The organism is Paenibacillus sp. BGI2013 (assembly GCF_002843485.1).
In the GTDB taxonomy this organism is placed as follows: domain Bacteria; phylum Bacillota; class Bacilli; order Paenibacillales; family Paenibacillaceae; genus Paenibacillus; species Paenibacillus amylolyticus.
This window is the reverse complement of sequence record NZ_PJFA01000003.1, coordinates 130,176-146,746: the sequence shown is the minus strand read 5'-3', so window position 1 is coordinate 146,746 and position 16,571 is coordinate 130,176. Positions and strand designations below refer to the sequence as shown.

14 protein-coding genes are annotated in these 16,571 nt (G+C 46.8%); 2 read left to right on the top strand and 12 right to left on the bottom strand.

All coding sequences use genetic code 11. From position 1 onward, the window contains the following. Positions 1 to 239: 239 nt before the first annotated feature. Complete coding sequence (yaaA, locus tag CXK86_RS08025; RefSeq protein WP_076250933.1) at positions 240 to 992, bottom strand: peroxide stress protein YaaA; 753 nt, start codon at positions 990 to 992, stop codon at positions 240 to 242. A 118-nt stretch (positions 993 to 1,110) separates the two neighbouring features. Next, positions 1,111 to 1,395, bottom strand: a complete 285-nt coding sequence (locus CXK86_RS08020) for a DUF3139 domain-containing protein (protein WP_076250931.1) — start codon at positions 1,393 to 1,395, stop codon at positions 1,111 to 1,113. A gap of 231 nt (positions 1,396 to 1,626) precedes the next feature. Here CXK86_RS08020 and CXK86_RS08015 point away from each other — a divergent pair, with 231 nt between their 5' ends. After that, positions 1,627 to 2,397 (top strand): hypothetical protein, encoded by a 771-nt coding sequence (locus CXK86_RS08015; protein WP_076250929.1) that lies wholly within the window; start codon positions 1,627 to 1,629, stop codon positions 2,395 to 2,397. A 101-nt stretch (positions 2,398 to 2,498) separates the two neighbouring features. Here CXK86_RS08015 and CXK86_RS32975 read toward each other — a convergent pair whose 3' ends face one another. The 6 genes from CXK86_RS32975 to CXK86_RS07985 all read right to left on the bottom strand — a co-directional run bounded on the left by CXK86_RS32975 (position 2,499) and on the right by CXK86_RS07985 (position 9,633). Further along, positions 2,499 to 3,125 (bottom strand): cell wall hydrolase, encoded by a 627-nt coding sequence (locus CXK86_RS32975; RefSeq protein WP_076251225.1) that lies wholly within the window; start codon positions 3,123 to 3,125, stop codon positions 2,499 to 2,501. Positions 3,126 to 3,849: 724 nt separating this feature from the next. Further along, positions 3,850 to 5,067 (bottom strand): MFS transporter, encoded by a 1,218-nt coding sequence (locus tag CXK86_RS08005; protein WP_036614537.1) that lies wholly within the window; start codon positions 5,065 to 5,067, stop codon positions 3,850 to 3,852. Positions 5,068 to 5,180: 113 nt separating this feature from the next. Then, on the bottom strand, positions 5,181 to 5,996 hold the full coding sequence (locus CXK86_RS08000; RefSeq protein WP_036674932.1) for a carbohydrate ABC transporter permease: 816 nt from the start codon (positions 5,994 to 5,996) through the stop codon (positions 5,181 to 5,183). A 49-nt stretch (positions 5,997 to 6,045) separates the two neighbouring features. After that, positions 6,046 to 6,918, bottom strand: coding sequence for a carbohydrate ABC transporter permease (locus tag CXK86_RS07995; protein ID WP_017687487.1), 873 nt, complete (start codon positions 6,916 to 6,918; stop codon positions 6,046 to 6,048). A 3-nt stretch (positions 6,919 to 6,921) separates the two neighbouring features. After that, positions 6,922 to 8,196: an ABC transporter substrate-binding protein gene (locus tag CXK86_RS07990; protein WP_101313602.1), complete on the bottom strand. Its 1,275-nt coding sequence runs from the start codon at positions 8,194 to 8,196 to the stop codon at positions 6,922 to 6,924. Between the two features lie 252 nt (positions 8,197 to 8,448). Beyond that, a complete protein-coding gene (locus CXK86_RS07985) occupies positions 8,449 to 9,633 on the bottom strand; it encodes an LLM class flavin-dependent oxidoreductase (protein ID WP_101313678.1) in 1,185 nt (394 codons plus the stop codon). 685 nt (positions 9,634 to 10,318) lie between these two features. Here CXK86_RS07985 and CXK86_RS07980 point away from each other — a divergent pair. Further along, positions 10,319 to 11,191 (top strand): helix-turn-helix transcriptional regulator, encoded by an 873-nt coding sequence (locus tag CXK86_RS07980; protein WP_101313601.1) that lies wholly within the window; start codon positions 10,319 to 10,321, stop codon positions 11,189 to 11,191. A gap of 443 nt (positions 11,192 to 11,634) precedes the next feature. On the opposite strand, the gene CXK86_RS07975 is transcribed toward CXK86_RS07980, so the two are convergent. The 4 genes from CXK86_RS07975 to CXK86_RS07960 all read right to left on the bottom strand — a co-directional run bounded on the left by CXK86_RS07975 (position 11,635) and on the right by CXK86_RS07960 (position 16,566). Then, the gene (locus CXK86_RS07975) at positions 11,635 to 12,555 is read right to left on the bottom strand and encodes a hypothetical protein (RefSeq protein ID WP_101313600.1); all 921 of its coding nucleotides are present in this window, start codon (positions 12,553 to 12,555) and stop codon (positions 11,635 to 11,637) included. 8 nt (positions 12,556 to 12,563) lie between these two features. Next, positions 12,564 to 13,931, bottom strand: coding sequence for a nucleotide sugar dehydrogenase (locus CXK86_RS07970; RefSeq protein WP_101313599.1), 1,368 nt, complete (start codon positions 13,929 to 13,931; stop codon positions 12,564 to 12,566). A gap of 154 nt (positions 13,932 to 14,085) precedes the next feature. Next, a complete protein-coding gene (locus CXK86_RS07965) occupies positions 14,086 to 14,889 on the bottom strand; it encodes a response regulator transcription factor (RefSeq protein ID WP_076318927.1) in 804 nt (267 codons plus the stop codon). A gap of 276 nt (positions 14,890 to 15,165) precedes the next feature. Then, on the bottom strand, positions 15,166 to 16,566 hold the full coding sequence (locus CXK86_RS07960; RefSeq protein ID WP_179088526.1) for a glycosyltransferase family 2 protein: 1,401 nt from the start codon (positions 16,564 to 16,566) through the stop codon (positions 15,166 to 15,168). Positions 16,567 to 16,571 lie beyond the last annotated feature (5 nt).

Genomic DNA, 16,571 nt, shown 5'->3' with positions numbered 1-16,571 from the left:
GTAACCGAGTACAAATTTATAAATAACAACTAATTATATCCTTCTTTATATATACTTTGTAAATTCATATTAGGTTTCAAGGATATTCGGCGTCACTTCCTGTAGACCTCTGTAGATACAAACATATTCCGAACAAGACTGCCTTAGTCTTACAAAAAAAAAGCCATCAAATTATTTGATGGCATTTTACGAATGCGTAACCTATACAAACCAAAATTTATAAACCATTGTGCAACAGGCTACTGTCCCTCTGAATATATAAATACATAAGTACACTCATCCGACTTCTCTTCTGAAAAAACAAAACCTAACCGATCAAAGTCTCTTATATCCTCCACATCTGTAATCTTCCGCTCAGCCATATATCGTACCATCTCACCTCTAGCCATCTTGGCCCGGGTTGCCTTTTCAACAAGTTTCCCATCGACCATTTGTCCGAATACACAAGTGATCAACCGGGTTTCCTCCTTCAGGAAAGGCGTGATGTTCTTGCTATACTCTTTGGAAGCCAAATTTAGAATACAATTGCTTTCAGATTGAAGTTGATCCGCCAATTTGCTGCCCCAGAATTGATAGAGCGATTTGAAACCTGGACCTTGCAGCTTACCCTGCATCTCCAACCGATACGGCGTAACGCCATCCAAGGGCCGTAAAATGCCATAAAAACCGGATAATATGCGTAAATGCTGCTGAAGATACGCCAGTTCCTCATTTTGAAAAACGCCCGGTGCCATATATTGATACTGAATGCCCTCGTAGGCATAAATGGCTGGCGTAAGATTTGCTCTTATATTCATATTCCGAATCCGCTCCACGTTCTGTTCAGCGATTGCATCGTTACACTTCCACATCACTTTCAGTTCGTCATAGGATAACTTTTGAAGCAGACTCAATAGCTGTTCTGACTCATGTATAAATTGCGGCATCTGCGCGATAGCCATCAAATCGGTGTCGATCTTCATCTTTTTAGCTGGTGATATTATAATTCTCATCGTGCTAATCCATCCTTAATCTACCTTTGTTTTTGTCGTTATTCATTGTACAGGATTGGATGGGTAAATCCAATGGTGTTGCATATTATCCTCTATTATCTTAGTACGTATGATTGAATTATTCATGCGGATCAGGCGTCAGCTGAATCCATTCATCTGCTCTATAGTAGATATATTCCTGCGGATTGTCCTTGAATTTGACGACAACAGGATACATCGGCATTTTGCTTCGACGAGCAGTGATGCTTATAATCTTATTTCCATCTATTCCTTTTTCGGCGGTTAAATATGTTCTCAAGTCATCCTCCAGCTGCTTCATATCACTCTTATAAGAGCCATACCATGTAAAAGAAGCGATGACCACTAGTGGAACTATAACTAATGAGGTCTTTAGCAACTTCATTTTTACTCACCCTGACTTTAATTTATATACTAATAATCCGAATTTCTCCAATCTGATTGAACCACCTTATCTAGAATAGGCCCTTGCTACTAGATCAGATCAAAACTTGTCAATATGCTATTACCTGAAGTTGGGTCGAAATTCTCATGGGTGACTATGATCTGGTTTGTTATGATTATAAATAAAACGTATTTAAATTAGTAGGGTCTATGAGAAAGGGTGCCGCTTCTTATGTTTATTGTTCATCTATTGCTCGCTCTCGCACTGTTGGGCGGTTCAGACAGCTCCAATGATGCCACATCTACACAACTTCAAGTCAATCCGTTACAACCTCATCCTGCTTATTCTGAACTAGTCTTGGAATCCGGTTTAAAGCCTTTCCGTTCTGAACGAACATACAAAGGATATGATCCAGACTATAATCAATTTGAGCAGGCTGCTAAAATTCTACAAGACAAGCTTCTTGAAAGCGCACTACCACCACTTCTATCCAAATCCGGAGATACAGGTACATTTGATTATGGAGGACATTTAAAATTGTTAAAAACTGTCCCTCTGAAGCAAAGTATTGAATTCGGCCCATTAACTATTCACATGATGGATGTACAATTATTAGAAGCTAGTGATATACCAAATGATACTAGTAAAAACATTTCTATTCTGAACCAAGAAGATATTGGTCCTGATATGACGTATATCAAAATCATCTACAGTGTAGAAAATACAACGGATCAAAATATCGGATTTTACGGTTTGAATTCCATTCATCCGAACACCGGTAAACCAATTTCAGCAGACCGTAATTTCATGAGGAAACCCTATGTTTATCATCAATATGACGGTGTAGTCATGGATAACATGGGCTATGGTTTAGTCTATACAGATGACCCCGACAAGCTGGAATCCATTGAATTGGTTTTCAATAGAATCTATGACTACGACACTGGAGAAACCATTGTAGAGCCTACTTCGTTAAATATTCCTTTCACGTTCCAGAAGTAATATTAAACCCCGGTCACGTACCTGCAGATGAGCAGCATACAGCCGGGGTCACTTGTTGTTTTAAAAGGATGCCTTTGATTTATTTAATATCTCAAACTATCTCATCTCGTAAAATCATGCTGACCAATCGTCAGCAACGTTGGCCTGCTCTTACTCCATACCGAAGTCGCAATCTTCGGATTGTAATAATACAGCGCTCCATTCGTCGGATCAACACCATTTAATGCTTTGCGTGCTGCCTTATAAGAGGTCGCCGTCGGCTTGGTATTAAACTGGCCATCGTCCACCGCCGTGAACTGACCTTTCTGGAAAATGACCTTCGAGATCGATGACGGGAATTCACTCGAATGTACCCGATTCAACACAACCGCTCCTACAGCGACTTGCCCTTCAAAAGATTCTCCGCGCGCTTCACCGTGGATCAGCTTCGCCAACTGGCGTAACGTCTCGCCTTCGGCTTTGGCCTTTTTGTTCAGTCTGTTCAGTGTTGCTGGACCTGCAACGCCGTCTGCACTCAGTCCCTGCGCCTGCTGGAACTTGCGGACAGCGCTTTTGGTAATCGAACCGTAATAACCGGTCATTCCCGCATCAAAATACCCCAGGTCACTTAATTGCTCCTGCAATTGCAGCACATGTTCACTGCGAACGCCTTGTTCCAGCTTCTGTGCCCCCGCAGAAGGTGCTGCTACGGTCAACCCGACAGCCATCGCACAAGTACCGAGAAGCATACCCACTCGTCCTGCTCTTTTGCCTGCCTTTCTCCCTCTCCGATGGGTTACTTTTCGACTAACGGTGATAGGCTCTATGAAGTCAGCACCCAACTGCATATCAGACCCCTCATTTGTGCTACCGACTCTAATCCGTACATCCTCACTGCCCGTGTACTCCATATTTTTCGTAATCGTCATGTTATTCATAATATTGGTGACCTCCATCTCTTTCGTAGGTTTACTTTCATCCACAACATACACATCATACATTCCGTTTATCTCACTACGTCCATTAATGTTATTATCGCTGTACATTACATGTATGTTGTTATTCCCATGTACTCGCACCATGTCAATCACGTTGTTGTGGCTTCCATTTATGCTATTCGCTCGAGTCGCTTCACCCATCGTATTGTTTTCATTGAATTCACGCATTTGATCCATTTCACGCTTGATCTTCATCTTTTCGTTACCCTCCACTTTTCTGAATCCAGATCCCACTTCTTTCCCCTGAATCCTCACAGTTGGACATCCCGAGTGTCATTATAGGATATAGAAAAAACGAAGTCTATCGGACCGATGACGCAGTGAAAAAACGAAGCTGAACATAACAAAAAGAGGCATGAGCCCATGGTCACACCATGGTCATGCCCCTTCTTGTATCAACCATATACCGCTTGTCTAACCCGTTTTTCCGTAGGCAGGCAGACCTGTACAAAAGTTGCGTTGTATTTATTGACAATTACTCAGCAAGTTCCTGACCCTTCGTTTCCCGGCCCCAGAACAGTACAGCCGCTGCGCCAATGAGGATTGTCACGAAGAAAATCGTGAAAATCAGGCTGATTGCCACTTCGCGTTGAACCAGCATACCGACCATTAATGGAGCCAGTACGCCACCGATTCGGCCAACCGATGTGGCAAGGCCAACACCTGTCGAACGAACGGAAGTCGGATACAATTCCGGGCTGTAGGCGTACAGACCACCCCAGGCTCCCAGATTGAAGAAGGAAAGACAGATTCCTGCGGTCAGGATCGTGGCTTCCGTTGTAGCCAATCCAAACGCAATCGCACTGAATGCAGTCAAGGTAAGGTACACAACCAGTACGAACTTGCGCCCGTAACGTTCAATGAAGTACGCTGCGGTGAAGTAACCTGGCAACTGTGCAATCGTCATGATCAGCACGTATTGGAAGCTTTTAACCAACGTGAATCCTTTTGCCATAACAACCGAAGGTAGCCACAGGAACATTCCATAATAAGAGAAAATGACGGTAAACCACAAAATCCAGAGCATCAACGTTGTACGGCGATGTGGTGCTGACCAGACGGTAGCCACTTTTTCGCGGAACGTGATTTTATGAAGCTTGGTATGATTCTTGTACCGCGGCGGGTCCTGAATGGCACGACGCAGATACAGTGCATAGAACGCCGGAAGCGCACCAATGGCAAAAGCAATTCTCCATCCGTACTCCGGGATGACAAAGTTGGCAATGAGCGCGGATACAATCCAGCCCCCTGCCCAGAAACTTTCCAATAATACAACGGCACGTCCCCGTTCCGCTGTAGGCATCGACTCCGATACCAGTGTGGATGCCACGGGCAGCTCTCCGCCAAGTCCAATACCCGCAACCAGACGCAGTGCACACAATACGGCGAATCCAGTCGCCAATGCAGACAGACCGCTTGCAATCGTAAAGATTAACAAGGTCCACATCAGTATGGCCTTCCGTCCAAAACGGTCCGCAAGTGCACCTGCAAGCAAAGCACCGAGCGCCATACCGATCGAGTTAATACTCGTAAGCACGCCGACTTGTCCGGGACTGAGACTCCATTCCTTGGCGAGTGCAGCCACGATAAAGGAGATCATACCAACTTCCATCGCATCAAACAGCCAGCTCATGCCGGCACTGAACAGCAGCTTGCGCTGCTTGGGATTCCGCAATACTTCCAGTTTGCTCATCACTTATAGCTCCCTTGATCTCTATGTAGTCATTCTGACACTAAATCATTATTATGCAGAATGCTCCAGAAATCAATGCAAAATAAGCTTTTCCTTCCGATTTCTGCGATACCTCACCCCTTGAGTGAACCCGCTGTCAGACCTGCAACAAAGTAACGCTGGAGTAGAAGGAACAACGCAATCATCGGAATGGCGGTTACCAGCACACCCGTAAGCATCATCGGATAGTTCGTCACGTATTCCCCGCGGAACTGCATAAGTGCGAGCGGTAAAGTGAGCTTGGACTTACTGCTGAGCATCAGCATCGGAATAAGCAAGTCGTTCCATACCATGACGAGCAGGAACGTAGCCGTTGCCGCCAGCGAAGGTGCAGCCAGTGGCAGTGCAATTCGCGTATAGAGTCTCCATTCGCTTGCTCCATCCATACTACCCGCTTCCAGAATCTCCGAATTGAGCATGCGCATGAAACCTGTCAGCATAAATACAGAGACAGGCATCAGCATAGCCGCAGATACGACAATCAATCCCGTGAGACTGTCCGACCACCCGAGTGTACGCGTGAGAGAATAGATCGGTAGCATACTCACCTGGGATGGAACGATCAACCCTGCTACGAACAGAGCAAATACAATTTTGCCTACACTTCCGCCCCAGCGGACAATGGCGTAAGCAATCATGCTACTCAGCAATAACTCAATGGCAACCGTACCAAGCGTCACGACCAGACTGTTTCCGAAATATTGCCACATCGGCTGATTGCGGAACATGCCAGTGATGTTATCCCACGTAAACGGGTCCGGCCAGCTGAATGGACTGGTGAAGAAGTTGCTGCTTGTTTTGAACGAGGATACAAATACAAAGTACAGCGGCACCAGAATCAGCAGCGCGTACACCAATAAGATCAGGCGATTGAACCATTTTAAAAACATGTGAACTCCCTTCTGCCTCGATTGCAGGATGAATGCTCCAACATCAACCTCAATAACTTACCCGGTCGGCACGCAGTGCCTTGAACTGCAACAGCGTCAAGAGCGCGAGCAACACCAGGAAGATCATGGAACCGGCAGAAGCCAGACCAAATGAATAGCTGCCAAAGGCGGTATGATAGATATATGTTGTCAAAATTTCAGTTGCGTAGTTCGGCCCTCCGTCCGTCATTGTGAAAATGAGGTCAAATGCCTTGAACGACTGAATCGTCGTATAGGCCACAACAATCGTTGCCGAAGGTGCCAGCAGTGGCCAGGTCACGGTACGAAATACCTGCCATTTGCTGCCGCCATCCATGCGAGCCGCTTCATACAGTTCTGCCGGAATACCTTGCAGACCTGCGATGAATACAATCATCATCTGTCCGGCATGGGCCCATACCTGTACCGCAGCGATGGAATAGATGGCGATTTTGGGATCTCCAATCCAGTTACGAGCAATGCTGCTCATACCAGCTTCATTCAGTCCATAGTTGATTAGTCCGATAGATGGATCATACATAAATGCCCAAATCAGTCCAACCGATACGGAGGACAGAATCGCAGGCAGGAAATACAATGCCCGAAGCACGATGCGTGTCTTGGTATTACGTACCAAGAGTAGAGCCAGGACAAGTGAAATAAAGGTTTGTGCAATAACAACCGTTAACATGAACTCCACGTTGTTGCCAAAGGCTTTGCGGAATACGATGCTGCTGAGACTGTCCTTGTAATTATCCAGCCCTACAAATGCATACGACGGGGATACCCCATCCCAATCCGTAAAGGAGTAGAACAGCCCCGTCAATGTAGGAAATACGAACAATCCAACGTACAGCAGCAACCCGGGGATCAGAAACAGGGATAGCTGAAGACGGTTTTTCATCGTTTATTTCCCGATATGCTGATCAATGATCGCTTGTGCCTGCTGTGCTGCTTCTTCTGGAGAAGTGCCGCTCAGTACAGCCTGGATGGAGTTGGTTACTGCTTTTTGATTATCTCCGTTCAGGATGGTGAACCGTGGCTGGAACACGGTCTTTTTGGTTGCCCATTCTCCGGCTACCTGAAGCTCAGGCGTATCGTACTTCACATCATTCACCGTTACATTTTGTCCCGTTTGGTTGGCATAGTCACTCGCTACATCGGGTTTGCTAAGGAATTCGAGGAACTTCTTCGCTTCTTCCGGATGTTTTGACTTGCTGTTCACCGCGAGCATGAACGTAGTAGTATGCACTCCTTCATACTTCGCTTGATCTGCACTTACTGTAATCGGTGCAAGCAGTTTTTGCTCCAGATTAGGATTCTGCTGCTTGTTCTGTGCCAATTGATATGATCCGCTCGCCAGCATGGCTGCTTTCTCTTGAATAAACAGCGCTCCAGCCGCAGGGTCTTTCGTACCCAGTGCATCCTGCTGGAAGTAACCTTTATCGTTCAGTTCCTTGATTTGAGTCAACGTTTTCACCCAAAACTCATCCGTCAGTTTGGCTTCGCCCGCTTCTACTTTGGTAAAAATGTCGTCACTCGGTGCATTGTTCATCACCATTGTATTCATGAATTGCCCTGGGCCAATGTCCGCTCCGGCAAAGGCAATCGGAATGATGCCATTGTCTTTCAGCTTCTGGCAAAGGGCCAGGAAGCCTTCCCAATCGGTCGGCGGCGTCAAGCCGTATTGTTCAAACAGTTTTACGTTATAGATTGGATCGTTATATACGAGTTGATACGGGATCGCATATTGCTTGCCATCGTGCTGTCCTGATTCAATCAGCTTTGAATTGTAGGCCGACAGAAACGATGATCCGGTCAGATCCGTGAACAAGCCGGCTTTGGTGAAAGCTTCGAACTGTGCACCCGGGAAGGAAGCAAATACATCCCCTACCGAACCGTCACTGATTTTGGATTGTACGGTGGACTGATATTGATCGGAGGGCAGTGTCTGCATCTCCACGTTGATGTTCGGATTTTCTTTTTCAAATGCGTCAATAGTCTTGTTGAGTGCTTCGGAATCTTCTCCACGCCAGTGCATGAAGCTGATCGTAACTTTACCTGAACCCGAGGAGCCGTTCTCTCCAGATGACGCGTTATCCCCACCGCCGCAAGCTGACAGCAGGATGGACATCACCAGCATACTGACAAGCGGCAGGATTAATTTTTTATTTTTTTTCATGAAAGACGACCTCCTGAGGATGCTTGATATTTTAACTAAAGAATGTTTATACTGACCACTCCGATGACAGAATAACCTTCCGATCGCTGTTATCCCCAGATTTATTTGATTCCTTTTTATAAAAGGAAAAATCCGGGGATAAAGGCAAGATGATGCTTACGAAGTAGCTTTCTTTCAGAAAGCTTTTAGCTTCGCTTCTTCACGTTATTTCTGTCCTCTCCGTTTTCGTATAAAAAGATTAGTTAAACTTACTTAGTTAGTAGTAACTTGATGCTGCTTCTGTCTTGTTTTCCATTTCTCGCGAATGATAGGCATCACGGTCCGGCCGAAGATTTCGGCCTCTTCCAGATGCGGGTAACCGGACAGAATGAAAGTCGTAACGCCGAGATCTCCATACTCCATCAAACGTTCTGCGACCTGTTCGGCTGTACCTACAATAAGTATCGCACCGCCGGAACGCACAACGGACAAGCCTGTCCATAGGTTGGGACCTACGACAAACTGCTGCTTCTCGGACAGTTCCCGTAACTCGTTCTGTCTGCGTTGGTTGGTTGCATCCGTCTCGGCAAAAGCGGCTTTGGCTTTCTCAATCGCTTCTGGTGGTACTTTGCTAATAATCTCCCAAGCTGCTGCCCATGCTTCTTCCTCGGTATCCCGAATGAGTACCTGAGCACGCATGCCGTAACGGAGCTGACGATCTTGTCCGGTCTCCTCTTTCACCTGCTGTCGGATGACCTCAATCTCTTCAATCTGCTCCTGAATCCAGTCATGAGGCTCACCCCACATGAGGAACGTATCCGCATGTTCAACAGCGACCTTTTTGGCAATCGGTGAACTTCCTCCCAGATAAAATGGTGGATGCGGATTTTGCACCGTCTCCGGCATGCCTACCGGTCCTTTGAAATTATAATACTGGCCGTTAAATTCAGGATTGGGATCGCTGGGGGCATCTGCTCTAGATTTTGAACCATTTCCGGCAAACTCCGTCAGATTCAGTCCCGTCGATTGGGTCCATGAACGCTTCATCACTTCCATATACTCGCTCGCCCGCACATACCGTTCATCATGTGCATGTGCCAGTGGATCGCCGAGTTCCTCCAGATCTCGAACAGAACTGCCTGTCACCACATTGATCATGGCCCGACCACCAGAGAGTTGATCCAGTGCCGCTCCCATGCGTGCAGCGAGTACTGGAGTAACCAAACCCGGGCGAATGGCGACAAGTGGACGCAATGTCTTCGTGTGACTCATCACAGCCGAGCCAACCACCCATGCGTCCAGACAGGCTCCCCCAGTTGGAATCAGTACAAATTCGAATCCTGCCTTCTCCGCCGTCTGTGCCACATCGATCAGATAATCCAGACTTGGCTCCCGCTCCGGGGCAACCCCTACATACTTACCATCCCCTGCTGTAGGCAAAAACCATCCAAACTTCATATCTTCCTGTTCGCTCACAAAAGTCAATCCCTTCTATGATAAATTGCTCTAAAAATGTTTCACTCAAGCACTTCGGTTACAGAAAACCTTTCGAGCACTCTTGTCCCCAGATTTCTTCTCATTCCCCTTTCATGGGGAAATCCGGTGACAAAGGCGCACGCTTCGCTTCTTCAGGTCCTTTCTGTCCCCTCCGTTGTCGTGTCATTCTTTAAATTGATTTATTAGACATATTCAGAATCAAATGCCGATTAATTAACTTGGTTTAATAGGTATGGACATCATATCAATTGATTTGTATGTGAGCAATGTCATTTCGCGGCAATTTTATTTTGTCATTTTGTGGTCTTTTCTCAGATTTAGGTCTTCCTGATCTTGAATATATATAAAACCCACCTGTATAATAGGTTTAAATACATGTTCAAAAAGTCTGGTTTTTAGTACCGAGAAGATGGAATGAAGCTAGAAATGGAGTAGCGGAGCATAGGAAAACTACGTGAGCAACCACAATGTTTCCAAAGGAAACATACTTCGTAAGCCTCCCGCTTATTTCGGCTGAATTTCAGCTTCGATGTTGATGATGCCACTAGGCATGATTCGTAATCAAAAGTGGACTTTTTGAACTACATCTATAAGTGAAACTTTTAGATCGTATCTACGATACTTATACAATAAAGAGGTGTTCCTGATGACCGAGAGCATGAAGGAGGACCACCATGAGTTTTTGGATATTATTTTCTTCACTCCATCTGAATTCGAGAAAGCTGGTGGCGCCTGGCCGATCCGCATCGGCCGTAATATAGCCAAGACCAACTATCATATTGGACCTCGTACGACACCTTATTATTATTTGCTATTTGTGCTGGAGGGGGAAGGTACATTCATACAGAACGGACAGCGTCACGCCCTTCGTGCCAGGGATGCGTTCTGTCTGTTTCCACATGTTACCCATGAGTACTGGACGGACCCCGAGGATACGTTGCAGAAAATATTTATTGCCTTTGATGGCGCACATGCAGCCGAACTGCTGTCTCGAATTGGACTTACACCCGACTCACCATACCGTTCAGGTGTACTGACCCCGGAGACCGCAAGTGCCATGCGCGCATTTATGGAGGATGTTCGCAAACCGCAGGACGGAGCGAGTGATCTGGGACGACTCACCCGGTTTCTAACTCTATTCGACCGGATTGCCCGCTCCCCCGCAACCAAAGGATTGCAACCGGATTCAGCCACACCTTGGCTCCAGAAAGGCAAGGAATACATGGACATTCATTTTGCAGGCGGCATCTCCGTGGAAGGTGTGTCCGCTCATGCGGGTGTGGATCGAACCCATTTTGCCAAACAGTTCCGCAAAGCCTATGGTCTGTCCCCTGTGCAATATATCCAGCAATTGAAAATGACCCAAGCCAAACGTCTACTCGTGCAGACGCCGCTAAGCTTAACTGAAGTGGCTCATTCGGTAGGTTACCCGGACTTGTTCTCCTTCTCTAAAGCGTTCAAAAAGCAAGTTGGTCTGCCGCCCAATCGCTATCGCACAGCGGAGAGCACGAAAGAATGAGGGAGCGACCTTTCGCTCCTCAGCCTATAACTCAGTCTCGTGTACCCTGACTTGTGTACGATACCGCGTCTACTAAATTGCAATGAACGCCTAAGTGTCATATCCTGCACATCATAGTGCTGCAAAACCCATTACTATATAAATTGAACTAAACATTTACACGGGAACGGAGAGGACAGAAATAACCTGAAGAAGCGGAGCGTTCGCCTTTATCACCAGATTTTCTCCTTTGTAAAGCCGAATATAAAAAATCTGGGGATAACAGCGATCAGAAGGTTGTTCTGTCATCGGAGTGGCAAGTGTAAATTTTCTTTAGTTCAATTTATATAGATCCACCACCAAAAAGGCAAGCCCCATCTACCCGGGACTTGCCTTCTTTCTATACTATAGTCTTGACTACACGTACTACCTGAAACTAGAAACTTTTTTACGTTGACCTAACGCTATTCCTTCTTTTCATCCTTGCGCGCAAGCGGAATACCGTTCTCCTTGGCATACCATGCTTCATAATGATGCACAGCCACACCTGCAAAAGAAGAATGAGAGGTACCGAGATCAAACACCTTTGCCATCTCTTCATTCATGTTGCTAACCGGTTTACGGAAAAAGGTCAGGTGATCCCCCTCGTGTGTATCCGCGAGTTCCGCTCCGATCCAGACTTTCTTGCCGAGATCATCCGCTTCGTCCAGTTCTTCCTTGGACAGATCATACATCTGCTGCCCACTATCCCGGTAAGCCATAATGGCCACCGCATCAAAGTGGGAGATCACCCAGCGACTGAATGTACCTCCTTCAGCCGACTGACGGGCATCAAGCCAGAACGGAATGGCAGCGCTCATGTACAGTCCAGCATCCTCGCCGGCTTTTGTCCAGGCCTTCATGTTGTTCTGCCACTCTGCAATGACGCTGCTCTCCTCGTTCTCCCAGCGCTTCAACTGATACGGCTCCACATCCAGTTGAATGCCTTCGAAGCGTTCATTCTTGGCCGAAGCTGCATTGTATGCTCTTACTCGCTCGATAAAAGCAAGTCCTTCATCCCGCTTCTCCTCATAGGCCCAGTCTGCATGACCGTTAAGTCCATGCACTTCAATCTCAGCCTGTCGGGCAGCCGCAATGAATTTGCGGTATGTTGCGTCAGGCAACTCATCCTGGATTTGCAGGAAGATGGTATCGACGCCCTGTTCTTTGGAGAAAGCAATAATCTCAGGTGTCTGCTCTGCAATAATGGACGCGTCCCACAGCCAGGTCGCTTTGTGTTCCTCTGCCGAGAACCATTTGAACATCCAGGACAGAAGCAGCAGGCACAACACCACAGCCAGAATAGCCCATTTCGCCATACCCACCAGCTTGCCCCGTTGCCTCATATATTTCCTCAGACGAGCAACGCTTCACTTGGTTCAAGCACAGGATGCTGTACCGAGTGACCAATCTTGTAGATATGCGGATGTGTGTATGAACGGAACGCATTACGTGTATCCAGAATTGGTACACCCATCTCGGCAATATCAAAGTAAGGCAAATCGCTGTGGTTGGTGATCAGCACGATGCAATCGTACTTCTTGAACTGCTCCAGATTGAACGCTTCGCTGTGTACGGTCTCGCCATGTTTATCCTGGAAGGAATCCGCATGTGGATCGTAGTAGCTAACGTTAGCTCCACTTTCCTTGAACAGGTCATATACTTCCAGTCCTGGTGATTCACGCAGGTCGGCAATATTCGGCTTGTACGACATGCCAAGGAGCAGAATATTTGATTTACGTACGGATTTAGCGTATTCGTTCAGAATCGTTGACGTTTTGTTCAATACATAATATGGCATGTTGTCATTGGTGGATTGCGCCAGCTCAATGAATTTGCTATAGAAACGGAAGCCTTTGGCCTTCCATGACAGGTACATCGGATCAAGCGGGATGCAGTGTCCACCGATGCCTGGCCCTGGATAGAATGGCATGAAACCAAATGGTTTCGTCGCCGCTGCGTCAATAACTTCCCAGATATCGATGCCCATACGGTCACACATCATCGCCATTTCATTTACAAAGGCAATGTTCACACTGCGGAATGTGTTCTCCAGCAGTTTGGACATCTCAGCCACTTTTGGTGAAGATACCGGTACTACGGTTTCTACATATTTTCCATATAACGCTGTTCCGAGCTTCAAGCAAGCTTCAGTTGTGCCACCGATTACTTTCGGCGTATTAAATGTTGTGAAACGTCCGTTCGACGGGTCCACACGTTCAGGTGAGAAGCAGAGGAAATAGTCTTTACCTGCTTCTTGTCCGATCTTGTCCAGCTGCTGCTGGATCAGTTCTTCGGTTGTACCTGGATAAGTGGTGCTCTCCAGCGTAATCAGCATGCCTGGTTTCATGTGCAGTTTGATCTGATCCACAACCGTCTCGATGTAAGACGTATCCGGGTCCTGATTCTCACTAAGCGGTGTAGGTACGCAGATACTGAGGGCGTCGATCACACGCAGCATGCTGTAATCTGTCGTTGGCTGGAAACGACCGCTTTGCATTACTTTTTTCAACTCATCAGACGAAATATCGTGAATATAGGAATCTCCTTGATAGATACTCTCTACTTTGGACGCATCCAGATCAATTCCGATTACCGTGAAACCTTGATTGACCATTTCCACGGCAAGTGGAAGTCCTACGTAACCGAGCCCGACGACGCCGAGTACAGCTTCTTTATTTTCAATCGCATTCAGTAATGTGTGGAATTGTTGATTCTCCATGATATTCCCTCCGGGCAGTGTATTTGGTGGTGCTTAAAATCCATATAAATAGATGAGTGTCTGTGCTCTAAATGTTGCTCTAATCTATCTGATTCATAGTGTAAAAAAAGCTCTTACTTTGCACTTCACACAATCAGCTTATTCAAGCCGTCTTCTAATGCAGGCAGCGTCTGATTCGGGCATCCAGCTCTACAGGCGAGAACGGTTTAGTCATGTAATCATCGACTCCGCTGCGGAAGCATTGACTGATCGTCTGCTCGACACGTTGTTCGGTCAACACGACAATTTTGGGTGGCTGCTCCATCTCCAGGTTCTGAATATGATGGATGAACGGCAGACCGTCGATGCCATACAGATTCAGCTCGGTGAGCACCAGGTCTGGTGTGACTTTCTCGATCAACTCCAGTGCAGACAGTCCATCAACAGCTTCATAGGTTTCATATCCCTGCATTTTCAGACGCAGTTGCAGGAATTCGCGTACCGTAGGATCGTTATCCACAATCAAAATTCGTTCCGGCTCGTCCGCCGTATTGTCCAGCGTGTAGATATGAATCTCCGACGAATCTATGAGCTTCGAGGATTCAGCCATATGTTGAATGGTTGCCTTCGAAGGGCGCTCCCCTTCCGGAAAACTGGCCAGTGTAATCTGTGGATCGGCACCGGGCACAGTCTCTTGCAACTCATGTTTGATCCGAAGTCCTTCATAATGAACTTCATCCAGTGACAACCCTGGCAGCAGGACGGCAATCGCCTGGGTAGCCCCATCCTTCCACACCTGGAAGGCAGACTCACTCGTTTGCTCCAGATGTGTCCTGACCTGCTGCTCAGGTTGAGAGTTTCCTGCACAATGGATGAACATTAAGCCGCATGTTTCGGCACCCGTTTCCTTCAATCCCTGTTCTACACTTCGGTACACATTAACGGCAGCCTCACGCTGCAATGTCGCCGTATTTGGCATGTTCTTTTCCACCCTTCTCCTCGATTATCTATATAAGTCCAAAAAATATTATTTACACTGACACTCCGATGACAGAACAGCCTTTCGATCACTGTTATCCCCAGATTTTTTGATTCCTTTATACAAGGGGAAATCCGGGGATAAGCGTATGCTTTCGATGCAGCTTTCTTTCAGAAAGCTTTTAGGTGCACGCTTCGCTTCTTCAGGCTTTTTCTGCCCTCTCCGTTATCGTGTAAATGTCTAGTTGGACATATAATTGCTTTGATTATTCTTTAATCAAGCGGCTTCGCTTGTTTTCTTCTCATCCTCGGACCAGCTTTGACGTGTCATAGTACCCCATGAGTTGTTGTTTTGCATGAACTGCACATGTCCCTGCAATCTCCACAGTACACCGAGCTGGTGGTAACCCACGAATTTCAACGCGGAGTAGACCAGCATTTTGACCAGATCGGAGAGTTTGTTGTATCGCTTGAAAGCAATCTCCTCCAGGACAAGTGCGCCTACACTCAGCAGATAACCACTCACAAAGTTCAAAAGTCCGAACAGAACCAGAATTGGCCATTGCGTCATATCCAGAAGGACATATCCAGCGAGAGCCAGAAGGCCGGTAATCCGGAAATACGGGTTGAGCGCTTCAAAAAGGACGTTATATGGCATGGTCACCATACCCATAACCTTATATTTTGGATTGAACAACATGCCACGATTCTCGATCATGTTCTTCAGATTCCCGCGGCCCCAGCGCTTACGCTGACTGGACAAGATCCGGTAGGAATCCGGTGCCTGCGTCCAACATACGGCCTCAGGACAGAAGGCAATGCGGTACTTCAATTTGTTTTCCAGCATGTAACGGTGAAGTTTAATGATGATGTTCATGTCTTCCCCAGGATAACCATCCCGGTATCCACCTACGGCGATAACAGCGTCCTTACGGAACATACCGAAGGCACCGGAGACAATGATCAGACCGTTCATGTGACTCCAGCCAATCCGTCCGCCCAGGAAGGCTTTGAGATATTCAATCGACTGGAACATGGGCCAGATCTTGCGTGGCAGCGATACATCTTGCACTGCTCCGTTTTCAATTTTGCAACCATTGGCGATCCGTACATCCCCACCGATGGCTACCGTCTCTTCCGGATTCTCCATATACATGCGTGCCATGCGGATCAGGGCATCCTTCTCCAGCAACGAATCGGCATCGATGGAAGAGATCAACGGATAATGGGACAGGTTGATCCCGGCATTGAGGGAATCGGCCTTACCGCCGTTTTCTTTGTCAATGACATACAGATCCGGGAACTCTGGATTATGGTAGATTCCACGAATTTTCTGACAGGCGATCTTGCCCCGAATCTTCGTATTGGGTACTGGCTTCAGACGATATTCTTTCAACAGGATATTCAGTGTCGCATCACTGGAGCCATCATTCACAACAATGACTTCATACGTTGGATAATTCAGCGTCATCAGGCAGTTCACATTTTCAATAATCGTCAGTTCCTCGTTGTATGCCGGTACCAGCAGAGAAACGGAAGGTACCAGTTCCGAGCCTGACAATGTATTGTATTTGGAATAATGCGACCGCCGGAAGATCGTCCAGATGTTACGGAACGATAAGGCCAGAATGGAAAAATAGAGCGTATTTACAAAAACAACATAGTAGATTGCGACCATGCCGT

Excerpts from the sequence above, each read along its gene's own strand:
- CXK86_RS07965 (WP_076318927.1), bottom strand. The coding sequence starts at position 14,889 with ATGCCAAATACGGCGACATTGCAGCGTGAGGCTGCCGTTAATGTGTAC.
- CXK86_RS08000 (WP_036674932.1), bottom strand. The coding sequence starts at position 5,996 with ATGTTTTTAAAATGGTTCAATCGCCTGATCTTATTGGTGTACGCGCTG.
- CXK86_RS07975 (WP_101313600.1), bottom strand. The coding sequence starts at position 12,555 with ATGAGGCAACGGGGCAAGCTGGTGGGTATGGCGAAATGGGCTATTCTG.
- CXK86_RS07995 (WP_017687487.1), bottom strand. The coding sequence starts at position 6,918 with ATGAAAAACCGTCTTCAGCTATCCCTGTTTCTGATCCCCGGGTTGCTG.
- CXK86_RS07990 (WP_101313602.1), bottom strand. The coding sequence starts at position 8,196 with ATGAAAAAAAATAAAAAATTAATCCTGCCGCTTGTCAGTATGCTGGTG.
- CXK86_RS07960 (WP_179088526.1), bottom strand. The coding sequence starts at position 16,566 with ATGGTCGCAATCTACTATGTTGTTTTTGTAAATACGCTCTATTTTTCC.
- CXK86_RS07985 (WP_101313678.1), bottom strand. The coding sequence starts at position 9,633 with ATGAAGTTTGGATGGTTTTTGCCTACAGCAGGGGATGGTAAGTATGTA.
- CXK86_RS08005 (WP_036614537.1), bottom strand. The coding sequence starts at position 5,067 with ATGAGCAAACTGGAAGTATTGCGGAATCCCAAGCAGCGCAAGCTGCTG.
- CXK86_RS08015 (WP_076250929.1), top strand. The coding sequence starts at position 1,627 with ATGTTTATTGTTCATCTATTGCTCGCTCTCGCACTGTTGGGCGGTTCA.
- yaaA (WP_076250933.1), bottom strand. The coding sequence starts at position 992 with ATGAGAATTATAATATCACCAGCTAAAAAGATGAAGATCGACACCGAT.
- CXK86_RS07980 (WP_101313601.1), top strand. The coding sequence starts at position 10,319 with ATGACCGAGAGCATGAAGGAGGACCACCATGAGTTTTTGGATATTATT.
- CXK86_RS07970 (WP_101313599.1), bottom strand. The coding sequence starts at position 13,931 with ATGGAGAATCAACAATTCCACACATTACTGAATGCGATTGAAAATAAA.
- CXK86_RS32975 (WP_076251225.1), bottom strand. The coding sequence starts at position 3,125 with ATGCTTCTCGGTACTTGTGCGATGGCTGTCGGGTTGACCGTAGCAGCA.
- CXK86_RS08020 (WP_076250931.1), bottom strand. The coding sequence starts at position 1,395 with ATGAAGTTGCTAAAGACCTCATTAGTTATAGTTCCACTAGTGGTCATC.